Below are 16,851 nucleotides of genomic sequence, written 5' to 3'. Positions count from 1 at the left end.
GCCGCGCTGCGTATTGATACCCAGATACATACTCTGTATTATCAATGGCTCGGCGTAGCGATTGTATTATCGACTGTGCTACCTTTTTTTGTTGATATTTTCATCATGATGATATAAGCCAAGTACCGCCAACTTGCCTATTGAGAGTTTATTATGACACCAAGCCAGACGCCGTCTCTTCCAGAAGCCGTGCAACAGTTATTGACCGCCCTGACTACTGAGCATCAGTTTGAAGACAATCAAATCAAGACTGATGCCGAAAGCCTTGATTACTGGGGTAAAGATTGGACCAAGCATTTTGCGCCGAACCCGACTGCGATTGCCTTTCCAAAAACCACCGAGCAGGTGCAGTCAATCGTCAAGTTGGCCAATCAGCACGAAGTGGTGCTGACTCCAAGTGGTGGTCGTACGGGCTTATCCGCAGGTGCCGTCGCCGCCAATGGTGAGATCGTGGTCAGCTTTGATAAGATGAATCGTATTGGCGAGTTTTATCCAGCCGACCGCTTGGTAACGGTAGAGGCAGGGGTGGTCACCGAGCAGCTACAGCAGTTTGCTGAGTCAAAAGACCTCTACTACCCTGTTGATTTTGCCTCAGCAGGCTCAAGTCAAATTGGTGGCAATATCGGCACCAATGCAGGCGGTATCAAAGTGATTCGTTATGGCATGACCCGTCAGTGGATCATGGGTCTGACGGTGGTAACTGGCAAAGGCGATATCATCAAGCTAAACCGCGGTATGATCAAAAATGCCACGGGTTACGACTTACGCCAGTTATTTATTGGTGCTGAAGGGACGCTTGGTTTTGTCACCGAAGCACAGATCAAGCTTGAACGTCAGCCACAAGATCTGACGGTGATGGTGCTGGGCATGGATGAATTTTCTGATGTGATGAACGTGCTTTCAGCTTTTCAAGCCAAGATTGATCTGACCGCTTTTGAGTTTTTTGACAGTGTGGCAATCGATAAGCTGATGGCACACGGACAAGTACAAGAGCCGTTTGAATCGCGTACCAAGTTCTATACCTTGCTTGAATTTGAAGCGCCATACGAGCCCATCATGGACAAAGCGATGGCCATCTTTGAAAGCTGTATGGAAGAGGGCTGGATTGTCGATGGCGTGATGAGCCAAAGCTTGGGACAGGCCGAGGAGCTGTGGAAATTGCGCGAGTATATTTCTGAGACCATCTCGGTATTTACGCCTTACAAAAACGATGTGTCCGTGTTGATCAGTCACGTGCCTGATTTTATCAATGAGATCGACCACATTGTCAGTAGCAACTACCCTGACTTTGAAGTCTGCTGGTTCGGTCATATTGGTGACGGCAACTTGCATCTGAATATCTTGAAGCCTGAAAACATGAGCAAAGATGACTTCTTTGCAGAGTGCCAAGTGGTCAACAAGCATGTGTTTGAAACCGTCAAAAAATATGACGGCTCTGTCTCAGCGGAGCATGGCGTGGGCATGACCAAAAAGCCTTACTTGCATTACAGCCGCAGTGAGACTGAGATTGAATACTTAAAAGCCGTCAAGCAGGTCTTTGATCCGAACAATATCATGAACCGTGGCAAGATTTTTGATGTATAACCCATCCAAACCGCCATTATGAATACAAAAAACGCTAGGAACATCCTAGCGTTTTTCGTTTGTACCGCGCCTACCTATGGCCTATTTATTTGCCAGCCACGATCACACGTACAGCAGCATCAGGCCAACAATAACCAACAAGGTAAGCGCTCCCTGCACCGCCAAAAAGGCTTGATGCGGGGCTGCAATATGCTGAAGTATGTTGCCAAGCGCGTTGTAAGTAATACCAGCGGCGCGCATATGCGGCGGGGTTTCAAAAGACTGAATGACTTCCAAAAACTGTGCGGTGCGCTCAGGTCGCCAGCTGTGTGGGCTAAAAGGTAAAAACGTTGACAGTCGCGCCGCCTGTTTTTTGGTAGCAGGTGACCACATCCAGCGCTCTAAAAACAACAAACGCATACTCCAGTCCAAAAATTGAGGCTGTTTGATCTCTCTGAGCAGTAGCACTTCTAGGTTTTTGTGACGCTTGTCATTAAAGATACGCACTTGTAGATCAGCAATCTTGGTTTTTTCACCCTCAATACATTGTAAAAACTGACCATTGCCATAACACAGTACCCCAGTGATACCATTTTTTTCGTTATGGAGCGTGGCTTGGGCTTCAATCTCGTCAAACATGGATTTGCTCAGGCGCCCTTTGAGGCTCAAGCTACTGACATAAACCAACTGTACGATAGCGTCGTCTGGCACGTTATCGAAAACGTCAGCGGTTTTAATCTGGCGTGTAGGCATAAAGATGTCGTCCTAAAAAACGGCGCTATCAAGCACAGTAAATAAATATAAGCATCATGAATGTAGGCATTCAGCGAGCGAATATAGCACATTTTTAATCATTGTTTTGTATGCTGTCATCCTTGATCTCTACAGCCGATTTTAGCGAACTGTCTCACTGTTTAGTAATAAAAAGCCACTTTATCTGATCATCAAACATGCTTTAATAGCAGACAGTTCATAGTGCGCTAATGAGTAATGTGTAACAAAAACAGTACACTACACTTACCCAGCAGTCAAAACCGTTATTATAGCCTGGTTGTTATATAAAAATATATTCTACCATGGCATATAGCGTAAAATGCAGGCGCAGGCTTTCATTTTTGGTGGCTCATTGTCTGTGTTTTGCTGCATGGTGCTTGTGATACCTAACGCCATCCACCCTCTAAGTTATGTTGTAGGAACCTTATGAGTAAAATAGAAAAAAACGAAGACTTTCACTTAACCATTGCCGAAATTAAGAAAAAAGACTACGCGCAGCTCAAAGCACTGATGGATCGCGTCTATGCCAATTTGGGCGGCTCATGGTCAAAGACCACCATCAGCACCTTGATTGATGCTTTTCCTGAAGGACAAATTGCATTATTTGACCACGATAAGCTGATCGGCATCGTGCTGTCTATGCGAGTGGACTATGCCAAATTTTCAAACCCGCACACTTATGATGACTTGATCGGCCAACGCGAGATCATCAAGGACAATCCAGAGGGCGACGCCATCTACGGTCTTGATGCACTGATTGACCCTGATTATCGCGGTTATCGCTTAGGGCGTCGTCTTTATGATGCGCGTAAAGAGCTGTGTCGCCAGCTCAACTTTCGCGCCATTTTGGCAGGTGGCCGTATTCCCAACTATTACAACCACCAAGATCTATCACCTGGTGAATATATTGATGCGGTTGAGTCACGCGAGATCCATGACTCAGCGCTCTCATTTCAGCTGTCAAATGGCTTTATCGTCAAGCGTATTTTGACCGGCTACCTGCCAGATGATGCTCAATCAAAAGGCTTTGCAACCTTGCTTGAGTGGTCAAATATCTATTACGAACCCAAAGATTATAAACCCAATACACGCAAGTCTGAGGTGCGTATCGGTGGTATTCAGTGGCAAATGCGTGAGGTTGAGTCACCAGAAGAGCTGTTACAACAGGTCGAGTTTTTTGTCGATGTAATGGCCGATTATAATTCTGACTTTGCCTGCCTGCCTGAGTTTTTCAATGCGCCATTGATGGGTTTGTGTGAGTCCACTGACCAAAACGTAGCAATTCGCTTTTTGGCGGGTTACACCGAGTGGTTTAAAAATGAAATCTCGCATTTGGCAGTCAGCTACAACGTTAACGTCATCACAGGCTCCATGCCACTATTGGACGAAGACGACACCTTATACAATGTCAGCTTTTTGTGCCGCCGCGATGGTACGGTCGAAGAGCAGCGCAAGATTCATATCACCCCGCATGAGCGTAGCGCATGGGTGATTGAGGGTGGTGACAAGGTACAGGTCTTTGACACCGACGCGGGTCGTATTGGTATTTTGGTCTGTTACGATGTTGAGTTCCCCGAACTGGCTCGCCTGCTCGCGCTCGATGACATGGACATTCTGTTTGTGCCATTTTGGACCGATACCAAAAATGGTTATTTGCGCGTCCGCCTCTGCGCCCAAGCACGCGCGATTGAAAACGAATGCTATGTGATGATTTGTGGCTCAGTGGGCAACTTACCGCAAGTTGAGAGCCTTGATATTCAGTATGCGCAGTCGTCGATCTTTTCGCCATCTGACTTTGCATTCCCGCACGATGCGATCATGGCCGAAACCACCGCCAATACCGAGATGATTTTCTTCTCTGATGTTAACCTCGACAAGCTCACCCACGTGCGTAACGAAGGCTCAGTGCATAACCTCATCGACCGCCGCGATGATTTGTTCAGCCTAAAATGGAAGAAAAAATCCAAAGTATCGGCCAGCAAATTAAGCGAGTCCGAGCGCCGCGAAAACTCAGGCAGCGTGCTTATCGGTGACCCACTACAAAACCGCGCGCAAAAGCCATAAACAGTCTAGGGCGTGTGATATCGCCAGCTTGGTCATTGATACTAATTAAAAACGGCGATCCACTCGCCGTTTTTTTATCTGTCTCTCTCACCCTCATCACGACAAGCGAGCCGCCCTAGCCATGACGACAAATGACGCCCCCAGCAAAACCCGCCAAAGATACAAACTGCCCTCAGTCATCAAAACAGTATTGATCTATGGGTTGATGTTTGTGGGTATTTACAGTGCGATCAACTGGTGGCGACAACCAGTCATGCCAACCCATCCTCAGCTACAGCTGACCGACTATCAGGGTCAGCGTGTCGATCTGGCTTTGATGAGTCGGGACGCACCTGTGCTGGTGTACTTTTGGGGCAGTTGGTGCGGGATTTGTAGCATCACCTCGCCCACCATCAACACACTGGCCGCATCGGGCGACTATTCTGTGGTCAGCATTGCCATACAATCTGGTGGTGACCCCACACTGGCGCAATATATGCAAGCCAAGAAGTTTGGTTTTACCACCATCAATGACCCTAGTGGCAAAATATTTCAGGCTTGGCAAGGAGCAGTCACGCCCTCTTATGTGATATTAAAAGATGGGGAGATGACACAAGGGCTGGTCGGGGTACAACCTCTTTGGTCATTAAAATTGCGACTTTGGTTATCATCGGTTTTTTAACCGACCATACTGATATAAAGGGTTTGTGGCTTCTATCGTCGTGGTCATAGAAAGTAAGACAGCATTTTTTCTACTATATAAATACAGTCAACAATAAAAGCCTGTCTATCTGATGGATAAACAGGCTCTGATCTTAAGTATGCAAACCATGCTAGCCTTTTATGACATAAAACGCTGCGCGGCAGGCATCTTGAGCATCAAAATCCAATAGATCACTCCTGTCGGAATCAAACTGGCATACCAAGACACACTATTAAAAATCAGTGCCACCACGATACCGATCACCATGGCGATAATTGCCGCCATGTTGACCCCTTTGTAAGGGCCATTGGCATCGTAGAGCTTGTCCAAATCGAGGGTTTGTTTACGAATGATGTAGTAATCAACGACCAAAATGGCAAACAACGGACCCAAAAAGGCCGAATAGGTTTGGATAAATAGATTCAACCCAGCCGCAGATTCGTCCTTGACCAGCTCCCATGGGAAGGTACCAAACGCGAGCAGACCCACAATGACCGCCGCGGTTTTAAACTTAATATGAAAGATATCCATCAACGCATACGCAGGTGGTACCACGTTGTTTAAGATATTGGTAGTGACCTGTGCAAACGCGATAAAGAGCATGGTGATGACGAGTAGGGGCTTGTTATCAACTGCACTGGAGAACACTTTAATAGGATCGACTTCACCCGTTGCACTGGTGACCATCAGACCAATCAACCCCATAAATAAGGTGGCGGGCAAAATTGAGTTGGCATAAATGACCACTTGCCGAACAAACCCAACGTTTCTGTTCAGCTCGCGTGAATAGTCAGAGACGTTGAGCATCATGGTGCTATAAACACCCAAAAACAGCATGGTGGCACCCCAAAACGGCGTACCCCACGTGCCCTCAACGTTGACAAGATTGGTCGAGATGACATCACCATACTTATTGATGACGCTAAAGAACATATACGCCAAGGAGCCGATAATAAACACCGAGCCGATGTTCTCCAGCCATTTAATGCCATGAAAGCCGAGGACGGACAAACCGATTTGTAAAAACTGAAAACCAATGAAAAATACCACAAGGTTGCTGTAGCCAAACAAGGCATCAGAGACCAAGTTAAGCGCGCCTGCCCCAATCCAGCTCTGAAAACCAAACCAAACAATAGCAGGGATAGAGCGTACGAGCGCTGGGATACGGCTGCCTGAAAAGCCAAAGGAGGAGCGGCACTGCACCATAAACGGAATGCCATATTTGTGCCCTGCACGACCGTTTAGCATCAGGGCTGCACCGATGACTGTACAGCCAATCGTAATAGCCAGCACCACTTGTAGCAGATTGAGCGTGCCCACCAAGCCTGAGCCTACTGTGAATGTCCCGATGGATACGCAGCCACCCAGCCATGCAAATAAATAAGACCAAGACCCCATAATACGTGTGGTTTGCGGTGCAAGGCTCTCTTCTCCTACTGCCTTATGATCCAGCGCACCTACCTTTCCTGCAACCTGTGTACTTTCCATTACGTCCTCCTTCCTTAAAAATTTATTGGTTAATGATGGTTAACCGCTTACTGGCATGGCATAAGCCCCTACTTTGCTGGTTTTTAGACCGCAGCCGACCAACGCCTCGACCATACGCGTGGCAACCACCACCCCATCAATCACAGGCACGCCAGTCTCTTCCGTCAGCCACTCTGTCAAATCTGCCATACCCGCACAGCCCAGCACCACCGCCTCACAGTTATCCTCACGTACCGCGCGCAGTATCTCGTCGCGCACTTTTTCACGAGCGCCAGAATTTGGCTCTTCAAGCGCCAGTACGGGGATAGCTGCTGAGCGCACGCGGCGACAACGATGCGACAAGCCATAGCCATGTATTAAGTGCTCAATCACCGCGACAGAGCGCGGCAGGGTGGTCACCACGCTAAACGAGGTCGAAATCATACTGGCAGCCTTGACCGCCGCTTCACAAATACCCAGCACAGGTCCAGAAAATACTTCACGACAAGCGCCAATGCCCGGATCATCAAAACAAGCAACGACCACCCCATCAACGCCATCAGCTTCTGCTTGTTGTAAGCGCTTGATCAAACCTGGTACTGATAACGCTTCATCATGATGGCCTTGAATCGAGGCGGGTGCATCGGTTCCAGAAGCACCAATGATCTGGGTACCCGCACTGGCGCGGCTGCGCGCACTCTCCACGATCTTATCGGTCATCGATGTCGTCGAGTTTGGATTCATTACTAAAATTTTCATATACACTCACCGCTAGTCATTCATACTTTTATGGATAGAAAAATTATTGTTAACTATTATTGTTAACAAAACAACCATAAATTTTCAGTTTTTGTTGTGATGGCTGTTGTGGTGGTTAAGATAGGCCTCTATAATTGCCGCCATGAAAACACTCAAAACCCAAAAGCCAGTCGGCAACATTGACCTTCTGCCCGAACAAATCATCGTGAACTCAATTACAGCAGCCGTTTCAGAGCAGCGGATACCCGCGGGTACCAAGCTGGGCGAACAGATGCTCAGCGATTTGTTTGACTGCAATAGAGCCAATGTAAGGCGCGCCCTCTCGACACTTGCCACCATGCATGTCGTAGACATTCAGCCCCATCGCGGAGCATGTATTGCCACCCCATCACCCAAAGAAGCTTGTGATGTGTTTGAGGCACGGCGCACGATTGAGCGCACCATCGCTCATGGTGTGATTGAAAATGTATGCACCAAAGACATTATCAAGATGCGCGCGACTATCGCTGCTGAGGCTGACGCGCGCGCCGCTGGTAATAAACCCGCAGAGCTACGTTTATCACGCATATTTCATATGCACCTTGCGCTGATTGCAGGCAATCAAGTGTTAGAGCGGTTTTTAAACGAACTGACACTGCGTACAACCTTGATTATTGGCTTATATAACAAAGTAGGCTTGTCGAGCTGCGCTGGGGATGACCACTCGCGCATTGTGCAAGCGATTGAAGCGCGAGATGAGGCCCGTCTTATCTTTCTACTGAATGAGCATTTGAATCACCTTGAAGCCAGTCTCGACTTTGAGTATTCAGCCCCGCCTTTTTCTACGTTAGCTGAGCAGCTACTGATCACGCCTAATTAAACCTGTAGGGCACACGCTTTTTATCTGAGTGTGCTCTAGATGCATCCACACGGATTGTGTCCATTTGCTATAGTCAACATGCAATAAAACAGATACGTCATGACAAATGCGATTGATTGAATGGTCTTTTTCTTGCTTGCTCTGCTTATTAAGACGAGTCGCCAGTCTATTGCACCTCCTCATAAGTACGTGCGTACCTGTTACCACTCGGTCTTGAACACCTAAGTGTCATGTCCCCTATTTTTAGTCCATTATTTGTCCTATAATGAATGCCCTAGAATTTGCCAATCAGTCTCACTGATTCATAATTCGCCCTATAACGTATAGCATTCCTATTATCATCCTTCCCTTGTATCAATAGAGATAAAGACAACGACTATGACCGAATCCATCGACTATAAAGACACTCTTAACCTTGCGGATACGCCATTTGCGATGCGTGCAAACCTTGCCAAACGCGAGCCAGATTGGTTAGCTGCTTGGGAGGCGGATGACGTTTATGGCAAGATTAGAGGCGCCCGTAACGGCGCGCCTAAGTATATTTTGCACGATGGCCCTCCATACGCTAACGGTCAGATTCACTTGGGTCACGCGGTCAATAAAGTACTCAAAGATATTATTGTGAAGTCAAAAACCCTAGCGGGCTTTGATGCGCCGTACGTCCCTGGCTGGGATTGTCATGGTCTACCGATCGAGCAAAAGGTCGAAGCCAAAGTTGGTAAAGTCGGGCAAAAAGTCTCAGCGACTGAGTTTCGTGGTCTGTGCCGCGAATATGCGAGCACGCAAATTGAGCTGCAAAAAGCCGACTTCAAACGCTTGGGTGTGTTCGGTGATTGGGACAACCCTTATCTGACGATGAACTTTCATCAAGAAGCCAACATCGTGCGCGCCTTGGCAAAAATCCATGAAAATGGTCACGTAACGCGCGGCATGAAACCAGTGAACTGGTGCTTGGATTGCGGCTCGGCCCTTGCTGAAGCCGAAGTGGAGTACCAAGACAAAGTCTCAGATGCCATCTATGTCAGCTTTGATGTACTCGGTACGGATAAGCTCGATGCCATGGCGGCCATCGACGATACCATCGCCGCGGTTATCTGGACCACTACCCCATGGACGCTACCTGCCAACCAAGCCATCTCAGTCCATCCTGAGCATGACTATAGCGTGGTCGCAACGTCAAGGGGCAATTTGCTGCTGGCCACCGATCTTGTTGATGCAGCGATGACCGCGCTCAGCCTTGAAAACCAAGGTATCCTTGCGACCGTATCAGGACGTGAGCTTGAAGGCTTACATGTCCAGCATCCATTGATTGCAGACCGTCAAGTACCGCTTATCTTGGGCGATCACGTGACCACCGATAGCGGTACTGGTCTGGTACATACCGCCCCCGGCCACGGTTTGGACGATTATATTGTCGGTCTAAAATATGATTTACCTGTTGAAAACCCAGTCAGCGGCAGCGGCGTATATCTTGATAGCGCAGCGATCTTTGCAGGCGAGCACATCTATAAAGCCAATCCAAAAATCATCGCCGCGCTCAAGGATAACGGCCATCTGATCAGCCATACCAAAATTGAGCACAGCTACCCGCATTGCTGGCGTCATAAATCACCGATCATCTTCCGTGCCACGCCGCAGTGGTTTATCAGTATGGAAGCCCAAGGCCTGCGTGCGCGCGCCCTTGCCGACATTCCAAAAGTCAACTGGACGCCAGCATGGGGTCAAAACCGCATCGAATCGATGATGAACGGTCGCCCTGACTGGTGTATCAGCCGTCAGCGTACGTGGGGCGTGCCAATCACTTTCTTTACCCACAAAGAAACGGGCGAGCTGCACCCCAACACGCTTGAGCTGATGGAAACAGCAGCACAAAAAATCGCTCAAGGTGGCGTAGAGGCATGGTTTGACGCCAGCTGTGAAGACTTCTTAGGTGATGAAGCCGCTGATTATGACAAAGCGACAGATACATTGGACGTGTGGTTTGATTCAGGCACCACGCATTTTGCCGTTCTTGAGCAGCGCGATGAGCTGACCAACCCTGCTGATATGTACCTTGAAGGCTCAGATCAGCATCGCGGCTGGTTCCAGACGTCATTACTCACCTCTGAAGCGATGTATGGTCGTCCACCGTTTAAACAGGTATTGACGCATGGTTTTGTGGTCGATGAAAACGGTCGCAAGATGAGTAAGTCACTTGGCAACATCATCACGCCGCAAGACGAGATCAACAAAACAGGCGCGGACATGCTGCGTCTATGGATTGCCTCAAGCGACTATCGCTATGAGATGAGCGCAGGTAAGACCGTATTCAAAGGTGCGATCGATATGTATCGCCGTATCCGTAACACCTTGCGCTTTTTGCTGGCCAATACCGATGACTTTGACCCTGCCACTGATAGCGTACCAATGGATGAGCTGGTCAGTTTGGACAAGTTCATCATTGAGCGCGCACAAACCGTCCAAGCACAAATTGTTGACGCTTATGATGCGATGGACTTCCACCAAGTCACCCAGCACGTGACCGCGTTCTGCTCACAAGATTTGGGCGGGTTTTACTTAGACATCATCAAAGACCGTCAGTACACCACTCAAAAAGATGGCCAGCCGCGCCGATCCGCGCAGACTGCGATTTATCATATCGCACAAGCATTGATCCGCTGGATCACGCCAATCTTGTCATTTACCGCGCAAGAAGCGTGGGAAGTGCTGACCCGTCTGGATGATGACGCTGACCAATATGTGTTTACCCAAGCGTGGTATCACTTTCCTGAGTTTGAGCTAAGCGCCATCCATAGCGATGACTGGCAGCGCATCATGGCCGCCAAAGACACGGTCAACAAGCATATCGAAACCGCTCGCGAACAAAAACTGATCAACGCCAACTTGTCTGCCGATGTGACCTTGTATGCTGATGGCGCTATGTTTGACAGCCTTACCAAACTTGGTGACGAGCTGCGCTTTGTACTCATCACCAGTAACGCCGCGCTGCTGCCACTGGCTGACGCGCCTGCGGACATCATCAACAACCGCAATGCTGAAGACGCTGACGACCTAGCAGTCAGTGTCACTGCCGCCGCTGGCACCAAATGTGTTCGCTGCTGGCATGTGCGTGATGATATCGGTGTCGATAGTACCCATCCTGAGCTGTGTGCGCGCTGCGTGACCAACGTCAGCGGCTCAGGTGAGGTACGTCATTATGCCTAATGGGCCTAACCCCAATGAGCACGCGCCGAGTGAACCACAAGACACTCGTGCGCCTGCACACGTCACCACGGGCAGCTCACTGACACCAAAAGGGCGACTGAATAAAACCCCTAAGGTGATTCCCAATGGCAGCCGTGCCTTTGGCTGGTATGTGCTGTCATTGCTTGTCTTGGGTATCGACCAATGGACCAAGTGGCTGGCAGAAACCAAGCTCACCTTTCACGACCCTGTGCCCGTCATCGAGCCTTTTCTCAACTGGACGCTAGCGTACAATTACGGTGCGGCGTTTAGCTTTTTAGCCGATGCGGGCGGCTGGCAGAAGTGGTTTTTTGCTGGTCTTGCACTGGCGATGTCATTGTTTTTACTGATCTATCTGGTCAAAGTACCGCGTCAAGCCAAGCTATTATCAATTGGTCTGGCACTCATGCTCGGCGGTGCGGTGGGCAATTTGATTGACCGCTTGCTACATGGTCATGTGATTGATTTTATCCATGTGCACTATGCCGATGCATGGCATTATCCTATTTTTAATATCGCGGATATGGGTATTACGATTGGGGTCGCTTTGATTGTTATTGACATGCTATTTTTGGAAAAAAAGCGTGGCAGCTGATTCACATCACAGCATACATTGGTATTGATAATAAAGGCGGGGTTACGCATCAGTGTCCCCGCCTTTTTTGTTCCCACTATTTAGCAGTTAAAAAAACTCGCGTTTTGCTATCGTTTTAGCATGGATTCACAAACGATTTCTTTTAAAGCCATAATAAAATAACCAACCAAACGGATAATAATAGCATCAGTTAGGAGACCCTCACCATGTCGGATACATCACTCAACGCCGCCTCACAACAGCATCTAACCATGACCGATAAGGCAGGTCACGCGCACACTGTGACGCTCACCGTGATAGAAGCAGACCTTACCACGCTAGACGTTGATGCGATTGTCAATGCTGCCAATTCAAGTTTGCTTGGTGGCGGCGGTGTAGACGGAGCAATTCATCGCGCGGCGGGCTCTGAGCTACTGACATATTGCCGCACGCTACAGGGTTGCCAGACTGGCGATGCCAAAATAAGCCCAGCATTTAACCTGCCTTGTCAGTACGTGATTCATACGGTCGGCCCTATTTGGCATGGTGGCAATCGAGGTGAGGCAGCGCTGCTCGCCAGTTGCTATCAAAAATCTTTGATATTAGCGACTGAGCAAGGTCTTGCTAGTATCGCCTTTCCTTCCATCAGTACAGGCGTTTACGGATATCCAATACATGACGCCACCAAGATAGCGATCAAGACGGTACAAGACTATATGGCGCAGTTTGACTCAGCCAGTCAGCAAGCAGATAAACTACCGCTTCGTGAAGTGATATTTTGCTGCTTTTCCTCAGCAGATGCAGCGGTATATCGGCAGGTGTTAGCGGCGTTGGCCTGATCCATCATCGTATGAAGGTATAATCTTCACACACGGCTGACAATTGCGCCCGTCCAAAATTTGGATGGGCGTTTGCCGTTATGACCATCTCAATGATGACTTCAGGTAAGCTTGGCAAGACAAAAGGCAGTGGGTTATTGGTATTGGTTAACGGTATCATCTGACCCAAACTGCATTGAGCCACCACTGTTACCCCTTGCCCTGCCAACACCAAACTGCTGATCGCACCGACACTATTGGCGCTACAAACCACTTGGCTCGCTATATTAATCTGGCTTAAACCCTGAATGGCGGAATGATGAAAATGGCAACTTTCATCAAACAGTATCAAAGGGACACGCATTTTTTTTGTATAGCGCTGTCTTAGGCGCTCAATATCACCATCAAACGCCCACACCCCTTTAGCCTGCTGCAAAAAATAGCCTGCCTCCTTTGCTGACGAGCGCGACACAATAGCAGCATCTAGAGCCCCAGCACTTAGTAGCTCCCGCAGACGGATTGAATTATGACAATGAATATGTATCGGTAAATTGGGGACACGCGCCCTGATACATTCGATGACTTTGGGTAAAATCACTTGGGCATAGTCGTCAGGACAACCCAATTGCAAAGGCCGAATGATCTGTTTGCTACCGTACATTTGCCGTAAAGCGTCATCATGTAGGCTGATAATATGACGCGCATAGCCAAGCAAAAACTTGCCATCCTCTGTCAACTCAAGCAGTCGTCCCGATTTGCTAAATAGGGTCTTATTGGTCTGCTCAGCCAGTTTTTGCATTTTTTGACTGACTGCACTTTGGCTGCGATGTACTTGCTCCGCAGCTTGGGTATAGCTCCCTGTCTCTACCACGGCGATAAAACAGCGCAATGCCTCTATATCCATTTGTCACCTTCAAGCCTAAATATCTTACTGTCATCAAGCATAGCATACCGTCTTTTTAAATAAATAAGACAAGCTCTGCGAATCGCTTATAGGTACTATCAGAATTTTGCGCTGGTGCATTTTTTGTGTTCAAGACATACTCAATCGTCACTCACCACCGCTTATAGGACACAACGATGCCGCATCCTTTACTTATCATCGGTAATAAAAACTACTCTTCTTGGTCGCTACGAGCGTGGCTGCTCTTAAAAGCATTTAATGTTGACTTTGACGAGCAGCTGATAGCGCTGTTTGATCCCTCAGCCCGTCCCATACTGGAGGCGCATTCACCAACAGGAAAAGTCCCTGTACTTGTTTATGGTGAAGGCGCGGAAAAAGTCACCGTTTGGGATACGCTCGCCATTGCCATGCATATTAATGAGTATTTTACAGATATCAATATTTGGACAGGCGTCAGTAAGTCTGATACCAGCGCCCAACATGACACTCAAAATAAAATAAATAGCGCTTATTGCCAAAGCATCATCGCTGAGATGCATTCAGGATTATCAGGTATACGTAATGAGATACCGATGAACATCAGAGCCACGGCTAAAATACAACCGAGCAGTGCTTGTCTGGCTGACATTGTGCGTATTGAAACTATTTTTGCCGATTGCTTAAAAGAACGCTCAGCAGACAGTTATCTGTTTGGCGCATTTACCGCAGCCGATGCTTTCTTTGCGCCAGTAGTTTTGCGATTGCAAACCTATGCTGATGCGTCTAATATCACTTTGCAACCACTGACACAGCAGTACTGCCAGACCATGCTGAATAACCCGCATATTAAAGCTTGGATTCAAGCAGCTTTGCAAGAAACGCGGATTATTGATGAGGATGAAGCGGGTGAGATTTTGTCACTTGTGGGCGTACTGTCTGGTCAATAGATAGTTATAAGTCTATGAGACACATGTGTTGGTTAAATAACTAGAATCTCCCTAACCTAACAACCTTTGCGGAGCCTGAAAACAGAAACGCCCCTCCAAATATAGGAGGGGCATTTTTATAATATAGCTCGCAAGATCTATATGCCTATTCGCTGACTTCATCCCAAATACTATCCAATAAACTTCTAAAATCATTATCAGGACCTATAGGGTATTTGTCGATATCTTTTATCGTTTCATTATATAAATGCTGCTGCCCTAGTTGAAGTGCTTCACGTAAATGCTTCTCAGATTCAACACTATTTCCTTGTAAAAATTCGGTGTAAGCGATATTGCCTAAAATCATAGCATAGTTATTTTTGGAAGACTGTTCCAAGGCTTTAGAAAAATCGTTTGAAGCATTATTCAGATAGTCTTGTGCGACATCTGTGTTTCGCCAGTGTTTTTTCGCCGTCAACAATTTTGAATAGCCCAGTCCATTATATGCATTAGCTACTTGCTCTTGTAAAACAAGCGCATCACTGTCGCCAAACTTAGTAATCAATTCATTATAAGCCTCAACTTCCTTTTCAGGCTCATTAAGCTCGCCTAAAGTGACACTTTTGTTCATCAGCGCGTTTGCTACCCACCCCTGCAAAACAAGCGCTCCACTCTCGCCAAACTTAACAAGCAACTCATTATAAGCCCCAATTTCCTTTTCAGATTCATTAAGCCTTCCTAAAATGATACCTTTATTTATCAGAGCTCTCGCCACAAGCTCCTGCAAAACAAGCGCTCCACTCTCGCCAAACTTAGTAATCAATTCATCATAAACGTCAATTGCCCGTCCAAACTGCTCAAGCTTTCCTAAGACAATACCTTTATTCATCAGCGCTCTCGCCACAGACTCTTGCAAAGCGAGTGCCTCACTCTCACCAAACTTAGCAATCAGTTCATTACAAACATCAATTGTCCGTTCAAACTGCTCAAGCCTGCCAAATGTAGCCCCCTTATTTACTAGCGCTTTTACCACTAGCTCTTGTATATCCAAATCAGTATCCTTTTTAAACCTTTCGATCAGTCTGTCGTATATACTGATTTCTTCTAGCTTTATAGACTCTCGTATTGCTAAGCTAAAGTAAGAGCGTGCAAGCCATAAAGATTCGTCATGACTTAAAAAATCTCCTTCCTCCAGCACCCCGATTATTTTCTGATAGTCACCTTGCAAATACTCCTGTAAAAAATCGCGTTCTCGTTCTTTATCTTGCTGCTGCACTTCTCTGAGCCTATTTTTGGTTTCGAGCAAAATATCTTGAGTGGTGCTATCAGATTGAGTTAACTGACTTTCCTTTGTATCATCTAAAGAGTCACCTTTTAGCACTGGATAATCTGTTACTTCTTCTAGCTCATATAGTAAGTGCTGATATGGATCAGCAAATATAGTAGGTGGAAAGCAATCTAATGCTTGCGCCAACTCAATAAGAAACAAATCTGCACCATTTTTACAGCTCATATAATGCGCTAAACGCGATGTTAAAAGCTTTTGCTGTAAATGCTCTGGCACTTCCTCATTCATATCAACCCAGAACAAACGATGCTGATCATCAAATTGCGCTTCTACTTGCGGTAAAAACGCGTCGCTATTACCGCTGTAGCCAATAAACAGTGTAGGTGACTCACTCAAAGTATGACCAACTAATTCTTTGAGACGCGCTGCATGTTCTTCTGTCTCAGAATCTATATTTAATTGGACAAAACCATGCCCCTGTCCATGTAGATGTACAATAGCGGGATCATCAATCAAGCGATGCAGGTTTAAATTAGCCGCAGTAAAGTCATAAATTGGCGGATATTCTCCCAGCGATCCGCAGCTGCGTGCCAATAAATTATCAAAATTAAACGTCAACACACGACGAATATATCCTGCTTTTATCAAACAAGCCAAAGCGATATGTGCCCAATTAATTTTTGCCTTGCCGATGTAATCCTGTAGGTACCTGCGTCGCTTCGATGTTTCAAGACGCGCCATACACTTGCCATAATCTTTACGGTCTTCATCAGATAAAGGTTTTAACTGCAAAGGAAACTGCTCATTAAGCTCGAACACAATTTCTCTAGCTAAAGGAATGCCTGCCGTTACTGAACATCCCGCCCCTGTGATAAATATGAACGGGTTCTCATCATCTTTCGAGATTCTCATAAACTCAGCTAAATCTTCTACTGTGTATAAGTGTTCAGAACTGTCCATTATCATTGCACC

At 47.1% G+C, this 16,851-nt stretch carries 13 protein-coding genes; 8 read left to right on the top strand and 5 right to left on the bottom strand.

Features of this window, described 5'->3' with window-relative positions:
• Positions 1-153 precede the first annotated feature (153 nt).
• A complete protein-coding gene (locus tag ACFI32_RS12665; RefSeq protein ID WP_462626961.1) occupies positions 154-1,584 on the top strand; it encodes an FAD-binding oxidoreductase in 1,431 nt (476 codons plus the stop codon).
• Positions 1,585-1,686: 102 nt separating this feature from the next.
• Here ACFI32_RS12665 and ACFI32_RS12660 read toward each other — a convergent pair whose 3' ends face one another.
• The gene (locus ACFI32_RS12660) at positions 1,687-2,316 is read right to left on the bottom strand and encodes a BLUF domain-containing protein (protein ID WP_462626960.1); all 630 of its coding nucleotides are present in this window, start codon (positions 2,314-2,316) and stop codon (positions 1,687-1,689) included.
• Between the two features lie 447 nt (positions 2,317-2,763).
• Between ACFI32_RS12660 and ACFI32_RS12655 the strand changes: the two genes are divergently transcribed.
• The gene (locus tag ACFI32_RS12655) at positions 2,764-4,401 is read left to right on the top strand and encodes a nitrilase-related carbon-nitrogen hydrolase (protein ID WP_462626959.1); all 1,638 of its coding nucleotides are present in this window, start codon (positions 2,764-2,766) and stop codon (positions 4,399-4,401) included.
• A 121-nt stretch (positions 4,402-4,522) separates the two neighbouring features.
• A complete protein-coding gene (locus ACFI32_RS12650) occupies positions 4,523-5,062 on the top strand; it encodes a protein disulfide oxidoreductase (RefSeq protein ID WP_462626958.1) in 540 nt (179 codons plus the stop codon).
• 159 nt (positions 5,063-5,221) lie between these two features.
• On the opposite strand, the gene ACFI32_RS12645 is transcribed toward ACFI32_RS12650, so the two are convergent.
• Positions 5,222-6,571 (bottom strand): NCS1 family transporter, encoded by a 1,350-nt coding sequence (locus ACFI32_RS12645; RefSeq protein WP_462626957.1) that lies wholly within the window; start codon positions 6,569-6,571, stop codon positions 5,222-5,224.
• A gap of 39 nt (positions 6,572-6,610) precedes the next feature.
• A complete protein-coding gene (locus ACFI32_RS12640) occupies positions 6,611-7,309 on the bottom strand; it encodes an aspartate/glutamate racemase family protein (RefSeq protein WP_462626956.1) in 699 nt (232 codons plus the stop codon).
• Positions 7,310-7,451: 142 nt separating this feature from the next.
• Here ACFI32_RS12640 and ACFI32_RS12635 point away from each other — a divergent pair, with 142 nt between their 5' ends.
• From ACFI32_RS12635 to ACFI32_RS12620, 4 genes are all read left to right on the top strand, one after another.
• Positions 7,452-8,168: a GntR family transcriptional regulator gene (locus tag ACFI32_RS12635; protein ID WP_462626955.1), complete on the top strand. Its 717-nt coding sequence runs from the start codon at positions 7,452-7,454 to the stop codon at positions 8,166-8,168.
• A gap of 378 nt (positions 8,169-8,546) precedes the next feature.
• Positions 8,547-11,372, top strand: a complete 2,826-nt coding sequence (gene ileS, locus ACFI32_RS12630) for an isoleucine--tRNA ligase (protein ID WP_462626954.1) — start codon at positions 8,547-8,549, stop codon at positions 11,370-11,372.
• Complete coding sequence (lspA, locus tag ACFI32_RS12625; protein WP_462626953.1) at positions 11,365-11,985, top strand: signal peptidase II; 621 nt, start codon at positions 11,365-11,367, stop codon at positions 11,983-11,985. Before ileS ends, lspA begins: the two co-directional genes overlap by 8 nt.
• 251 nt (positions 11,986-12,236) lie before the next feature.
• Positions 12,237-12,803, top strand: a complete 567-nt coding sequence (locus ACFI32_RS12620; protein ID WP_462626990.1) for an O-acetyl-ADP-ribose deacetylase — start codon at positions 12,237-12,239, stop codon at positions 12,801-12,803.
• A gap of 4 nt (positions 12,804-12,807) precedes the next feature.
• Here ACFI32_RS12620 and ACFI32_RS12615 read toward each other — a convergent pair whose 3' ends face one another.
• Positions 12,808-13,686: a LysR family transcriptional regulator gene (locus ACFI32_RS12615; protein WP_462626952.1), complete on the bottom strand. Its 879-nt coding sequence runs from the start codon at positions 13,684-13,686 to the stop codon at positions 12,808-12,810.
• A 176-nt stretch (positions 13,687-13,862) separates the two neighbouring features.
• Here ACFI32_RS12615 and ACFI32_RS12610 point away from each other — a divergent pair, with 176 nt between their 5' ends.
• Entirely contained in the window at positions 13,863-14,612 is a 750-nt protein-coding gene (locus ACFI32_RS12610; RefSeq protein ID WP_462626951.1) for a glutathione S-transferase, read from the top strand.
• A gap of 145 nt (positions 14,613-14,757) precedes the next feature.
• Here the strand turns inward: ACFI32_RS12610 and ACFI32_RS12605 are convergent, their stop codons facing one another.
• Positions 14,758-16,839 (bottom strand): SIR2 family protein, encoded by a 2,082-nt coding sequence (locus ACFI32_RS12605; protein WP_462626950.1) that lies wholly within the window; start codon positions 16,837-16,839, stop codon positions 14,758-14,760.
• Positions 16,840-16,851 lie beyond the last annotated feature (12 nt).

Source organism: Psychrobacter sp. PSi21 (assembly GCF_054960615.1).
This window is presented reverse-complemented; position numbering and strand designations above follow the sequence as displayed.